This is a genomic window from Xanthobacter autotrophicus (assembly GCF_030015065.1).
In the GTDB taxonomy this organism is placed as follows: Bacteria; Pseudomonadota; Alphaproteobacteria; order Rhizobiales; family Xanthobacteraceae; genus Xanthobacter; species Xanthobacter autotrophicus_D.
Map to the genome: position 1 here is coordinate 14,205 of NZ_JAIVFN010000021.1, position 13,167 is coordinate 27,371.

Genomic DNA, 13,167 nt, shown 5'->3' on the forward strand with positions numbered 1-13,167 from the left:
TCCTCAGACGAGGTGAAGGGCCGTGACCGCAAGGTCGATGGCCTTGATGCCGACGAACGGCACCAGGATGCCGCCGAGGCCGTAGATCAGGAGATTGCGCTTCAGCAGCGCCGCCGCCCCGATGGGCCGGAAGGCGACGCCCTTCAGCGCCAGAGGGATGAGGGCGATGATGATGAGCGCGTTGAAGATGATGGCGGAGAGGATGGCGCTCTGGGGCGAGGCGAGCTCCATCACGTTCAGCGCGCCGAGCTGCGGATAGAAGGCCACGAACATGGCGGGGATGATGGCGAAATATTTCGCCACGTCGTTGGCGATGGAGAAGGTGGTGAGGGAGCCGCGCGTCATCAGCAGCGCCTTGCCGATCTCCACGATCTCGATGAGCTTGGTGGGGTCGCTGTCGAGGTCCACCATGTTGCCGGCCTCGCGGGCGGCCACCGTGCCGGTGTTCATGGCCACCCCCACGTCGGCCTGGGCCAGCGCCGGGGCGTCGTTGGTGCCGTCGCCGCACATGGCCACCAGCTTGCCCTTGGCCTGCTCGTCGCGGATCAGCTGCAGCTTGGCCTCCGGGGTCGCCTCGGCGAGGAAGTCGTCCACGCCCGCCTCGGCGGCGATGGCCGCGGCGGTGAGCGGGTTGTCGCCGGTGATCATCACCGTGCGGATGCCCATGCGCCGGAGCTCCGCGAAGCGCTCGCGGATGCCGCCCTTCACGATGTCCTTCAGGTGGATGACGCCGAGCAGGCGCCCGTCGCGGGCCACGGCCAGCGGCGTGCCGCCCGCCTTGGCGATCTCCTCCGACAGGACGGTGATCTCGCGGATGGACTCCTGGCTCACCAGCGTCCGCACGTTCTGCACCGCCCCCGAGGCCGTCACCGTGCTGCCGCCGGCCTGCACGTGAGCGAGGATCGCGTCCACCGCGCCCTTGCGGATGGACGAGCCGTCCACGTCCACGCCGCTCATGCGGGTGTGGGCGGTGAAGGGGACGAAATGGGCGTGCAGCATGCCCATGTCGCGGCCCCTGATGCCGTATTTCTCCTTGGCCAGCACCACGATGGAGCGGCCTTCCGGGGTCTCGTCGGCCAGCGAGGCGAGCTGGGCGGCATCCGCCAGCTCCTGCTCGCCCACCCCGCGCACCGGGCGGAAGGCCGCGGCCTGCCGGTTGCCGAGCGTGATGGTCCCGGTCTTGTCGAGGAGCAGGGTGTCCACGTCGCCCGCCGCCTCCACCGCCCGGCCCGACATGGCGAGCACATTGAAGCGCACCAGGCGGTCCATGCCGGCGATGCCGATGGCCGAGAGCAGCGCGCCGATGGTGGTGGGGATGAGGGTGACGAACAGCGCCACCAGCACCACCACGGAGATGGTCCCGCCCGCATAGAACGCAAAGCTGGGGATCGTCGCGGTGGCGAAGATGAAGATGAGCGTCATGCCCGCCAGCAGGATGTTGAGGGCGATCTCGTTGGGCGTCTTCTGCCGCTCGGCGCCTTCCACCAGGGCGATCATGCGGTCGAGGAAGGTCGCGCCCGCCGCCGCCGTGATGCGCACCTTGAGGTGATCGGAGACCACGGTGGTGCCGCCGGTGACGGCGGAGCGGTCCCCGCCGGATTCGCGGATCACCGGGGCGCTCTCGCCGGTGATGGCGGCCTCGTTCACCGAGGCGACGCCTTCCACCACCTCGCCGTCGGAGGGGATGACGTCGCCGGCCTCCACCAGCACCACGTCGCCCACCTTCAGCGAGGTGCCGGGCACGCTGCGCCACGCCTCTCCGTCGCCGGTGAGGAGCTTGGCCTGGGTCTCGGTGCGGGTGCGGCGGAGCGATTCCGCCTGCGCCTTGCCGCGCCCTTCCGCCACCGCCTCGGCGAAGTTGGCGAACAGCACGGTGAACCACAGCCACAGGATGATCTGGAAGGTGAAGCCGAGGCCGGCGTCGCCCGCCGCGAGGTCGCGCATGAACAGCACGGTGGTGAGCAGCGCCACCACCTCCACCACGAACATCACCGGGTTCCTCACCATCGCGCGCGGGTCGAGCTTGCGGAAGGAGGCGCCGATGGCGGGCACGAGGATGGCGGGGTCGAGAAGGCTCTGCGAATGGGATCTGGCCATGGAGGCACTCCCGGGAAAAAGGTGTCAGTGGGTTGCGATGTTCAGCGCCAGCGCGATGACGGCCTGGATGGCGGCCGCAAGCACGAGGGCGGCGACGGACGCGATCAGGATGAGCTCGGAGGCCGAGAACGGCAGGCGGCGCTCCTTGGGCTCCCGCCCGGCGCGCGGCCGGGCGGGGGAGGGGCGGTTTTCCATGTCAGCCTCCCGCGCCGAAGCTCTGCCCGGCCGCCGCCGCGAGATGCTCGACGATGGGGCCCAGCGACAAAGCCGGGAAGAAGGTGAGCCCGCCCACGATCAGGATGACGCCCACCAGAAGGCCCACGAACAGGCCGCCGGTGGTGGGGAAGGTGCCCGCCGAGGCCGGCACGGTCTTCTTCGCCGCCAGCGCCCCCGCCAGCGCCATGGCCGGCACGATCATGAGGAAGCGGCCGACGAACATGGAGGAGGCGAGCGTCAGGTTGTAGAAGAAGGTGTTGCCGGTGAGCCCGCCGAAGGCCGAGCCGTTGTTCGCGGTGGCCGAGGTGAAGGCGTAGAGGATCTCCGAGAAGCCGTGTGGCCCCGGATTGGCGATGGAGGCCACCGCCGAGGGCAGCACCGTGGCCACCGCCGTCCAGCCCAGCATCATCAGGGGCAGGATGAGGATGGCGAGCATGGCCATCTTGACTTCCTTGGCCTCGATCTTCTTGCCCACATATTCCGGCGTGCGGCCCACCATGAGGCCGGCCACGAACATGGTGATCACTACGAACAGCAGCATGCCGTACATGCCCGCGCCCACGCCGCCGACGATGATCTCGCCGAGCTCCATGTTGATGAGCGGGATCATGCCGCCGAGCGCGGTGAAGCTGTCGTGCATGGCGTTCACCGCCCCGCAGGACGCCGCGGTGGTGATGACGGCGAACAAAGCGGAGGCGACGATGCCGAAGCGCACCTCCTTGCCCTCCATGTTGCCGCCGGAGAGGCCCAGCGCGTTGAGCGCCGGCGTGCCGGCAGCCTCGGCCCAGTAGGTCACGCCGACGCCGGCGACGAACAGGACGCCCATGGCGGCGAGGATCGCCCAGCCCTGCTTCTCGTTGCCCACCATGCGGCCGAACACGTTGGTGAGCGCCGCGCCCAGCGCGAAGATGGCGACCATCTGCGCGAAGTTGGAGAGCGCGGTGGGGTTCTCGAACGGATGGGTGGCATTGGCATTGAAGAAGCCGCCGCCATTGGTGCCGAGCATCTTGATGGCCACCTGCGAGGCCACGGGGCCCAGCGCAAGGGTCTGCTTGCCGCCTTCCAGGGTGGTGGCATCCACATAGGGGCCGAGGGTCTGGGGCATGCCCTGCCACACCAGGAACAGGGTCAGGACCACGCAGATGGGCAGCAGCACGTAGAGGGTGCAGCGGGTGATATCCACCCAGAAATTGCCCACCGTCTGCGCCGAGGCGCGGGAGAAGCCGCGGATCAGCGCCATGGCCAGCACGATGCCGGTGGCGGCGGAGAGGAAGTTCTGGTGGGTGAGGCCCAGCATCTGCACGAGGTAGCTCATCGTGCTTTCACCACCGTAATTCTGCCAGTTGGTGTTGGTGATGAAGCTGATGGACGTGTTGAAGGCGAGGTCCGGCGCCACCGCCGCCATGCCCTGCGGATTGAAGGGCAGGAGATCCTGCATCCGCATGAGGGCGTAGAGCAGGAGGAAGCCGCCGGCGTGAAACAGTAGCATGGCGATCGTATAGGTGAGCCAGTGCTGTTCCCGTGTCGCGTCCACGCCGCCGAGGCGGTAGACGAGCCGCTCCACGGGCGCGAGGACGGGGGAGAGCAAAGTGCGTTCGCCCGCGAACACGCGGGTCATGTAGCCGCCGAGCGGCCGCGCCAGCACGAGCACGACGAGGCAGAACAGGGCGATCTGGATCAGGCCGTTGGGTGTCATGGGAAGATGTCCTCAGAACCGCTCGGGATTGAGGAGCGCGAAGGTGAGGTAGAAGAGCAGGCCCGCGGTCACAAGGCCGCCGAGCGCATAGTCAAAGACCATGGAATGTCTCCCTGGGGCGCGCGATTGCCCCGGATTTCGGCGCGATCAGAGCCGCTCGCAGAGGTGGCCGTAGCCGATGGCGACGGCGAAGAAGCCGAGGCCGAGGGCAAGCATCAGAAGGTCCAGCATGACTTTGGTTTTCCGGTCCGTTCCATGTTTCGGGGAGGGCGCGGCGCCAGTCGGCGCAGCGCTCGCCTCACGGGCCTGAAGCTGGCGTGATCGGGATCAAGATTCGAGAGGGATGCCGCAGGGGCGGCATAGGAATCTCATAAAGATCGCGGGGCGCGGTCCGCCTTCTCCGCGCCGGCCGCAGCCTCTGCACGCGTCGGCGCATCCTGCCTTCCCCAAGCGCCGTCGCGCCCGTCACGGGCCGCCCCTCGGGCCCCGTCCCCCGACCGCGGACGACGGCGTTCCGCTCACGCAGGCGGAGGCGCGGGCCGTCGCCGTGCCCTCGATGCCGCGCGGTGGAGCTTCTCGACCGCCAGCGTGACGCGCGAACGGCTCGCCGCCGCCATGGAGATGCTCTATGCGCCCCCGGCTGCCGCGCTCGCCGCCTTCAGGTCGGCGACGAGGCGAGCGATGTGCGCGGGGTCGGCGTCCCAGCCGAACATGAAGCGGGCGGCGCCGCCAATGAAGGTGTAGAAGCGCCAGCCCCGCGACCTCAGGTCCGCCAGCACCTCGGCGGGAGCGCGCACGAAGACCGCGTTGGCCTCCACCTCGAACAGCACCTCAACCCCCGGCACGCCGGCGATGTCGGCGGCGAAGGCCCGGGCGCAGGCATTGCCGTGGCGCGCATTCCTCAGCCACGCCCCGCTTTCGATCAGCCCCGCCCAGGGCGCGGAGATGAAACGCATCTTGGAGGCGAGCTGGCCGGCCTGCTTGCAGCGATAGTCGAAATCCCGCGCCAAAGCAGGATCGAAGAACACGATGGCCTCGCCCACCGCCATGCCGTTCTTGGTGCCGCCGAAGCACAGCACATCCACGCCCGCCTGCCAGGTGATCTCGGCCGGGCTCGCATCCAGCGCCGCGCAGGCATTGGCGAAGCGCGCGCCGTCCATGTGCAGCCTCAGCCCCAGTTCGCGGCAGGCGGCGGAGATGGCCCTGATTTCCTCGATCGCATAGACCAGCCCGGTCTCGGTGGATTGGGTGATGGTGACGGCGCCGGGCTTGGGAAAATGAAGGTCCGAGCGGGATGTGGCGAGGGCGCGGATGGCGTCGGGCGTCAGCTTGCCGTCGGGTGCCGGCGCGGTGAGCAGCTTCGAGCCGTTGGAGAAGAATTCGGGCGCGCCGCATTCGTCGGTCTCCACATGGGCCGAGGCCGAGCAGATGACGCTGTGATAGGACTGGCACAGGCTTGCCAGCGCCAGCGCGTTGGCCGCCGTGCCGTTGAAGACGAAGAACACCTCGCAGGCCGTCCCGAACAGGGTGCGCAGGGCCTTTGAGGCGCGCTCGGTCCACGGGTCGTCGCCATAGGCCGGCACATGGCCGCGATTGGCCTCGTCCAGGGCGGCCCAGGCTTCCGGGCAGATGCCGGCATAATTGTCGCTGGCGAAGTGCTGGGGATTGGTCACGCGGCAATGTCCTTTTCCTGAACCAACGGGCAGGAGCGGAGCGACGCGTGGCTTCATCCCGTGTTGCCGGCAAGGCCACATCCCCCCTTCCGGGAGCCACCACCTTGCCCGGGAGCAGGTTGGTGCCGGGCGCCGCCCGAACTCTTGATGCTGGGACATGGGGTATCGCGGGCGGTGGTAAAATTCAAGCACCCTTGCTCGGGCCGGCGCTGTCTGGCCATTCAGGCTCAAGCTGGTCCATCATCGGCGCCATGAAATCGAGCCTGAGCGAAGCCATGTCCGATGCCTCCGGTGCTGCCCTTCACCGCGGCGCCCCGTGTCCCTTCAACCTTGCCCGCTACTGCCTCGACCAGGGCGCCGAAGCGGACAAGCCCGCCTTGCTGGTGGCCGACGGGCCGAAGGGGCGCATCGTCGAGACCTTCACCTATGGCGAAATGCGCGCGGCCGTGGCGCGCATGGCCGGCGGCTTTAATGGCTATGGCCTGCCGCGCGGGGCGCGGGTGCTGCTGCGGGTCGGCAACACCTCCCAGTTCCCCCTGCTGTTCTTCGGCGCCATCGCGGCGGGGCTCGCGCCCATCCCCACCTCCACCATGCTCACGGAGCACGAGGTGGACCTGATCCTCGCCGATTCCGGCGCGCTTCTGGTGGTGGGTGACGGCTCCGGCGCCATGCCCACCCATCCCGGCGCGGCGCGGGTGCTCGGGCCGGCCGAGATCGCCGAACTTGAACGTGCCGATCCTGCCGAAGTTTCCGATACAAAGGCGGAAGATCTCGCCTTCCTCGTCTACACCTCGGGCACCAGCGGGCGGCCGAAGGGCGTCGCCCATGCCCAGCGCGTGGTGCTGGGCCGAAGGCCCATGCGGGAGGGCTGGCTCGGGCTTGCGGCGACAGACCTGCTGTTTCACGCCGGCGCCTTCAACTGGACCTACACGCTGGGCGCCGGGCTCATGGACCCGTGGTCGGCGGGCGCCACCAGCATCGTCCATCTCGGCGAGCGGCCGCCCGAGGCGTGGCCGGAGCTTCTGGAGGCCACCGGCGCCACCCTGTTCGCCGCCGTGCCCGGTCTCTACCGGCGCATCCTGAAATACGGCGCCGTCACGCCCCGCCGCTTCCCGTCGCTGCGCCACGGTCTGACGGCAGGCGAAGCGCTGAAGCCGACGCTCCATCGCGCCTGGATCAAGGCCACAGGACGCCCGCTCTACGAGGCGCTCGGGATGAGCGAGATTTCCACCTACATCTCCTCCGGCCCGCTCGTGCCCACGCGCCCCGGCAGCCCCGGCAAGCCGCAGGCGGGCCGGCGCGTGTGCGCGCTGCCACCGGATGCGGCGGCGGATGCGGCCGACCAGCCCCTGCCGGCGGGGGAGACAGGCATCCTCGCGGTCCATCGCTCCGATCCCGGCCTGATGCTCGGCTATTGGGGGCTGCCTGAGGAGACCGCGGCGGCGATGCGCGGGGACTGGTTCCTCACCGGCGACCTCGCCCGCTTCGATGACGATGGCTACCTTTGGTACGAGGGCCGCGCCGACGACCAGATGAACGCCTTCGGCTACCGCGTGGCGCCGGAGGAGGTGGAGCGGGCGCTCGCCGACCATCCGTCCGTCGCCGAGGTGGCGGTGGTGGAGGCGAAGTCGGGCGACGTCTCGGTCATCACCGCCTTTGTCGTGCTCAACGAGGGAGCGACCGGCGATCCCGACGCGCTCGGCCGGCACGCGGCCTGCGATCTTGCCGAATACAAGCGCCCGCGCGCCTATGTCTTCGTGCCGGAGCTGCCGCACACGCCCTCTGGCAAGGTGCTGCGCCGTGCGCTCAGGACGTGAGGGAGGCTTACGCCGCCGCGGTGGCGGTCGACGCGCCCAGAGCGGCATCCTCGATGGCGAGGCGGGCGCCCTTCTCCGCGATCATGGCGGTGGGGGTGTTGGTGTTGCCGGAGGTGATGGTGGGCATCACCGAGGCGTCGATGACGCGCAGCCCCTCGATGCCGTAGAAGCGCAACCGCTCGTCCACCACCGCCATGGGATCGTCCGGGCGGCCCATCTTGGCCGTGCCCACGGGGTGGAAGATGGTGGTGCCGATGTCGCCCGCCGCCCTGGCCAGCGCGGCGTCGTCCTCGCCCACCGAGGGGCCGGGCAGGTATTCCTCCGGCCGGTAGGGGGCGAGGGCCTGCTGGCGCATGAGGCGGCGGGTGACGCGGATGGCGTCCGCCGCCACCTGCCGGTCCTCGTCGGTGGAGAGATAGTTGGGAGCGATCTGCGGCGCGGCGTCCAGCGCCGGGGAGGTGAGGCGCACCACGCCGCGTGAGGTTGGCCTGAGGTTGCAGGCCGCCACCGTGATGGCCGGGAAGCGGTGCAGCGGCTCGCCGAACTTGTCGAGGGAGAGCGGCTGCACGTGGAACTGGATGTTGGCCCGCTCCTGGCGCGGGTCGGAGCGGGTGAAGATGCCGAGCTGGGACGGCGCCATGGTGAGCGGCCCGCGCCGGCGCAGGGCATAGTCCACGCCCATCAGCGCGCGGCGGGGCAGGGAATAATAGGTTTCGTTCAGGGTGCGGATGCCGGAGACCTTGTAGATGGCCCGCTGCTGCAGGTGATCCTGAAGGTTTCGGCCCACCCCCGGCCGGTCGCGCACGGTCTCGATGCCGAGCGCGGAGAGCCATTCGCCGGGGCCGATGCCGGAGCGGTGCAGCACCTGCGTGGAGCCGATGGAGCCGGCGGAAAGGATGACCTCGCCGCGGGTGCGGGCCTCCACCAAGCGGCCGTTCTGCATGTAGCGCACGCCCACCGCCCGGCCGTTCTCGATGACGAGCCGGTCCACCAGCACCCCGGTTTCCAGCCGCAGGTTGGGGCGGGACAAAGCGGGTTTCAGGAAGCCGCGGGCCGAGGACCAGCGCCGGCCGCGCTTCTGGTTCACGTGGAAATAGCCGACGCCCTCATTGTCGCCGGTGTTGAAATCGGGCACCGAGCGAATGCCCATCTCCCCCGCCGCCTGCGCCACCTTGTCGAGCACGTCCCAGGCGATGCGCGGCGCCTCGATGCGCCAGCCGCCGCCGCTGCCGTGGATGTCGCTGGCGCCGAGGAAATGATCTTCCAGCGACTTGAAGGCGGGCAGCACATCGTCCCAGCCCCAGCCGGCAAGGCCCAGCTGGCGCCAGTGGTTGTAGTCCGCCGCCTGGCCGCGCATGGAGATCATGGCGTTGATGGCGGAGCAGCCGCCGATGACCTTGCCGCGCGGATAGGCGAGCGAGCGCCCGTTCAGCCCCGGCTCGGGGTCGGTCCGGAACATCCAGTCCGCGCGCGGATTGCCGATGGCGAACAGGTAGCCCACCGGAATGTGGAACCAGATCCAGTTGTCGTGCCCGCCGGCTTCCAGGATCAGCACGCGCCTCTTCGCATCCGCCGACAGCCGGTTGGCGACGATGCAGCCGGCGGTGCCGGCGCCCACGACGATATAGTCGTAATCCCCCTCCAGCCGTTCGGCGGCCTTTTCGGTCTGGCGCTGCATCTGGCGTTCCTCCTCGCGCTGGGTTTTGCCTTGATCCCAGCTTGCAGATTTGCACTCAAGGCCGATAAAATCGGATCCATTCTGCAAAATTGCAGCAATTGGTGACGGATCTCGCGGCCATGGATTGGGACGACCTGCGCATCTTCCTCCAGCTGGCGCGCACCGGCCGGATGGCGGGGGCGGGGCGCGCTCTGGGACTCGACGATACCACGGTGGGCCGCCGCGTCGCGCGGCTGGAAAGGCAAGTGGGCGCGGCGCTCGTCGCCCGTGCCGGCCGCCGCACCGTCATCACCGAGCAGGGCCAGAAGCTGGCCCAGGCGGCGGAGGAGATGGAATCCATCGTCCTGCGCAAGATCGTCGGTCTGGGCGAGGCTGGCATGCAGGTCGCGGGGCGGGTGCGCATCGGCGCGCCGGAGGGGCTGGGCGTGGGCTATCTCGCCTCTCGCCTCGCGGCACTATCGGCGGAAAATCCGAAGCTGGAGACGGAGCTGGTCGCCCTGCCGCGCGCCTATTCGCTGGCGAGCCGCGAGGTGGACATCGCCATCACCCTCGACCGGCCCATCGCCGGGCAGCTGAGCGTGAAGAAGCTCACGGATTACACCCTCGAACTCTATGGCACGCAGGCCTATTTCGACCGCAGGGGCCGGCCCGGCACGGCGGCGGAGCTTCAGGGCCATGTCTTCGCCGGCTACATCCCGGAACTGCTCTTCACCCGCGCGCTGGATTTTTCCACCCTGGAGGCGGGGGTGGAGGTGACGCCCGTGATCCGCTCCACCAGCGTCATCGCGCAGGTGAATGCGGTGCTGAGCGGGGCGGCACTGGGCGTGCTGCCGGCTTTTCTCGCCGCCGCCCATCCCGAGCTTCAGGTGCTGCTGAAGGGCGCTTTCCGCCTCACCCGCAGCTATTGGGTTTCGGTGCATGACGATCTCAAGCACCTCAACCGGGTGCGGGCGGTGCTGGAAGCGATCACTACCACCATCCGCGCCGACCGCGCCGTCTTCATGGGACGATGAAGCGGTGGCGCTCCTCGCGGAAGCGCCGGGTGAGGACCTCCCGCAGCACCGCGATGCGTCGCACCTGCGCCGTATCCGGATGGGCGAGGAGAAAATAGGAGCGGCGAAAGCCGATGCCGGGCAGGACCCGCACCAGCGCATCCGGGCCTTGCGCCTCCAGATGCCGGCCGGCGGCGAAATCGTGCAGCACGCCGATGCCGGCCCCCGCGCGCACCGCCTCCATCTGGCCCATGACGCTGGCGCAGCGGAACCGGCTGCGCCCGTGCTTCTCCAGAACGCCCGAATAATCCAGCGCCGAGGCGTAGGCGAGGTCCTCCACCCCCGTCACCACCACATGGCCGGCGAGGTCTTCCACCGTGGCCGGGGTGCCGTGGCGCTCCAGATAGGCGCGGGCGGCGTAGACGGAGAGCGTGTAGTCGATGAGCCGGGACACCAGCAGCCGGCCTTCGGTCGGCCGGTCGAGCACGATGGCAAGGTCCGCCTCCCGCCGCGACAAAGAGAAGGTGCGCGGCAGGGGCACCAGCTCCACCACCAGATCCGGATAAAGGGCCGCCAGCGCCCCCAGCTCCGCGGCGAGGAAATAATTGCCGAGGCCATCCGGCGCACCGATGCGCACGGTGCCGGAGACATCCGCCGCTGCCTCGCGGAAGCCTTCCGCGATGCCGAGCATCTCCGCTTCCACCCGCTCCGCCGCCGGCAAGAGCCGCTCGCCGGCCTGCGTGGGCACGCAGCCGGCGGGGCGGCGGTCGAACAGGGGGGCGCTGAGAGCCTCTTCCAACGCATCGAGCCGGCGGGCCACGGTGGCATGGTTGAGCCCCAGCCGCCGCCCCGCCGCCAGAAGCTGCCCATGCCGCGCCACGGCGAGGAAGACCCGCAGATGGTCCCAATCCATGCTTCAAAATCCGCACAATAGATATTAAAATGATAGCATTGATGAGCGTCTTTTGAAGTGGGAAGACGAGGTATCCCTGCCGCTTCAAGAGGCCCAGACCTATGCCGCTCGCCGCCGTCGCCCAGCCTGTTTCAGGCCCCGTCGCCATCCCGCATTTCATTGCCGGTCGTCAGGTGCCCGGCACCAGCGGCTGCACCGCGCCGGTGTTCAATCCGGCCACGGGCGTGCAGTCGGGCGAGGTGGCGCTGGCCTCCGAGGCGGAGGTGCGCGCGGCGGTGGAGGCGGCCAATGCCGCCGCGCCCGGCTGGGCGGCCACCACGCCGCTGCGCCGCGCCCGTATCCTGAACGCCTTCCTGCGCATCCTCGAAGAGCGCATCGACACCTTGGCGGAAGTCATCTCCGCCGAGCATGGCAAGGTGTTCTCCGACGCCAAAGGCGAGATCCAGCGCGGCATGGAGGTGGTGGAATTCGCCACCGGCGCGCCGCAGTTGCTCAAGGGCGAGATCACCGAGGACGTGGGCACCCGCGTGGACAGCCACGCCGTGCGCCAGCCGCTGGGGGTGGTGGCCGGCATCACCCCGTTCAACTTCCCGGCCATGGTGCCCATGTGGATGTTCCCGGTGGCGCTGGCCTGCGGCAACTGCTTCATTCTGAAGCCGTCCGAGCGCGATCCCTCGGCCTCCCTGCTGCTCGCCGAATGGCTGAAGGAAGCCGGCCTGCCGGACGGCGTCTTCACCGTGGTGCAGGGCGACAAGGTGGCCGTGGACGCGCTGTTGCACGATCCGGGCGTGGAGGCCATCAGCTTCGTCGGCTCCACCCCCATCGCCCGCTATATCTACGAGACGGCGGCGCGCACCGGAAAGCGCTGCCAGGCGCTGGGCGGCGCCAAGAACCACATGATCATCATGCCCGACGCGGACATGGACCAGGCCGTGGACGCGCTCATGGGCGCCGCCTATGGCTCGGCCGGCGAGCGCTGCATGGCGGTCTCGGTGGCCGTGCCGGTGGGCGAGGGCACCGCCGAGGCGCTGATGGAGAAACTGGAGCCGCGGGTGCGCGCGCTCAAGGTGGGTCCCGGCACCGATCCCGAGGCGGAGATGGGCCCGCTGGTGACGAAGCAGCACCTCGACAAGGTGTCCGGTTATGTGGATCAGGGCGTCGCGGAAGGCGCGAAGCTGGTGGTGGACGGGCGCGGCCTCAAGCTCCAGGGCTATGAGGGCGGCTACTTCATCGGCGGCACCCTGTTCGACCATGTCACGCCGGAAATGCGCATCTACAGGGAGGAGATCTTCGGACCCGTCCTCGCCGTGGTGCGCGCCGACAGCTACGCCACGGCGGCGCGCCTCATCAACACCCACGAGTTCGGCAACGGCACCGCCATCTTCACCCGCGACGGCGATGCCGCCCGCGAGTTCGCGCATCAGATCAAGGTGGGCATGGTGGGCATCAATGTGCCGATCCCGGTGCCCATGGCGTTCCACTCCTTCGGCGGCTGGAAGGCCTCCCTGTTCGGCGACCACCACATGCACGGGCCGGAGGGCGTGCGCTTCTATACGCGCCTGAAGACCATCACCACCCGTTGGCCCACTGGCATCCGCGCCGGCGCGGACTTCGTGATGCCCACCATGAAGTGAGCGGACGGGACGAGCCGCGCGCGGCCCCTCCCGCATTCCATCCGGCCTCGGGCCGGGCCTTTTCCCTTGCCGGTGGTCTTGCCCGAGCCGAGGAAGCCCGGCCGCCAGGGAAATCCGGAGCGTCCTCAGTTTGGGGGATGCGGCGGCTTCGGCTCTGGCGAAAGATGATCCCGCGCTGCACGAGACCTTCCGGGCAGCGTCGGCCGGGCCGCTTTCCCCGCACGCGGTCCGGCCGGGATTTTCCTCCAGGTTGCCTTATGCCCTGCGCGTCAGCGCGGGGCGCTCCTTTTGGAACAGCGCCCTCTAAACCAATGGAAGAGAACACGTTATCCGATCGGATTGCGATGCAACCTGATCGGCGCGTGCTCTCGTGGATCCACGAATTGTGGTTGGATCTGCTCGGAACCGATGCGTTCCACCGGTCTCGGTCAAACCGATAGCCGGCTATCAG

At 69.1% G+C, this 13,167-nt stretch carries 10 protein-coding genes and 1 riboswitch; of the genes, 3 read left to right on the forward strand and 7 right to left on the reverse strand.

Going from position 1 to position 13,167, the window contains the following annotated elements; all coding sequences use genetic code 11:
* Positions 1 to 3: 3 nt before the first annotated feature.
* The 5 genes from kdpB to K9U40_RS06745 form a co-directional block, all read right to left on the reverse strand.
* Complete coding sequence (gene kdpB, locus K9U40_RS06725) at positions 4 to 2,097, reverse strand: potassium-transporting ATPase subunit KdpB (protein WP_282889441.1); 2,094 nt, start codon at positions 2,095 to 2,097, stop codon at positions 4 to 6.
* 24 nt (positions 2,098 to 2,121) lie between these two features.
* Complete coding sequence (locus tag K9U40_RS06730; protein ID WP_282889442.1) at positions 2,122 to 2,292, reverse strand: hypothetical protein; 171 nt, start codon at positions 2,290 to 2,292, stop codon at positions 2,122 to 2,124.
* 1 nt (position 2,293) lies between these two features.
* Positions 2,294 to 4,009 carry a potassium-transporting ATPase subunit KdpA gene (kdpA, locus tag K9U40_RS06735; protein WP_282889443.1) on the reverse strand — a complete coding sequence of 572 codons (1,716 nt, stop codon included), beginning with the start codon at positions 4,007 to 4,009 and terminating at the stop codon, positions 2,294 to 2,296.
* 12 nt (positions 4,010 to 4,021) lie between these two features.
* On the reverse strand, positions 4,022 to 4,111 hold the full coding sequence (locus tag K9U40_RS06740; RefSeq protein WP_041575709.1) for a K(+)-transporting ATPase subunit F: 90 nt from the start codon (positions 4,109 to 4,111) through the stop codon (positions 4,022 to 4,024).
* Positions 4,112 to 4,635: 524 nt separating this feature from the next.
* Complete coding sequence (locus K9U40_RS06745) at positions 4,636 to 5,682, reverse strand: threonine aldolase family protein (protein ID WP_282889444.1); 1,047 nt, start codon at positions 5,680 to 5,682, stop codon at positions 4,636 to 4,638.
* 49 nt (positions 5,683 to 5,731) lie between these two features.
* Positions 5,732 to 5,838, reverse strand: a riboswitch (SAM-I-IV-variant riboswitch).
* Positions 5,839 to 5,957: 119 nt separating this feature from the next.
* Between K9U40_RS06745 and K9U40_RS06750 the strand changes: the two genes are divergently transcribed.
* Positions 5,958 to 7,499: an acyl-CoA synthetase gene (locus tag K9U40_RS06750; RefSeq protein WP_282889445.1), complete on the forward strand. Its 1,542-nt coding sequence runs from the start codon at positions 5,958 to 5,960 to the stop codon at positions 7,497 to 7,499.
* Positions 7,500 to 7,506: 7 nt separating this feature from the next.
* On the opposite strand, the gene K9U40_RS06755 is transcribed toward K9U40_RS06750, so the two are convergent.
* Complete coding sequence (locus tag K9U40_RS06755; protein WP_282889446.1) at positions 7,507 to 9,177, reverse strand: GMC family oxidoreductase; 1,671 nt, start codon at positions 9,175 to 9,177, stop codon at positions 7,507 to 7,509.
* Positions 9,178 to 9,296: 119 nt separating this feature from the next.
* Here K9U40_RS06755 and K9U40_RS06760 point away from each other — a divergent pair, with 119 nt between their 5' ends.
* Positions 9,297 to 10,190 (forward strand): LysR family transcriptional regulator, encoded by an 894-nt coding sequence (locus tag K9U40_RS06760; protein ID WP_282889447.1) that lies wholly within the window; start codon positions 9,297 to 9,299, stop codon positions 10,188 to 10,190.
* On the opposite strand, the gene K9U40_RS06765 is transcribed toward K9U40_RS06760, so the two are convergent.
* Positions 10,177 to 11,082 carry a LysR family transcriptional regulator gene (locus K9U40_RS06765; protein ID WP_282889448.1) on the reverse strand — a complete coding sequence of 302 codons (906 nt, stop codon included), beginning with the start codon at positions 11,080 to 11,082 and terminating at the stop codon, positions 10,177 to 10,179. The two genes, K9U40_RS06760 and K9U40_RS06765, sit on opposite strands and share 14 nt — an antisense overlap.
* Before the next feature lie 101 nt (positions 11,083 to 11,183).
* On the opposite strand from K9U40_RS06765, the gene K9U40_RS06770 reads away from it, so the two are divergent.
* Positions 11,184 to 12,716, forward strand: a complete 1,533-nt coding sequence (locus K9U40_RS06770) for a CoA-acylating methylmalonate-semialdehyde dehydrogenase (protein WP_282889449.1) — start codon at positions 11,184 to 11,186, stop codon at positions 12,714 to 12,716.
* The last annotated feature ends 451 nt before the right edge of the window (positions 12,717 to 13,167 follow it).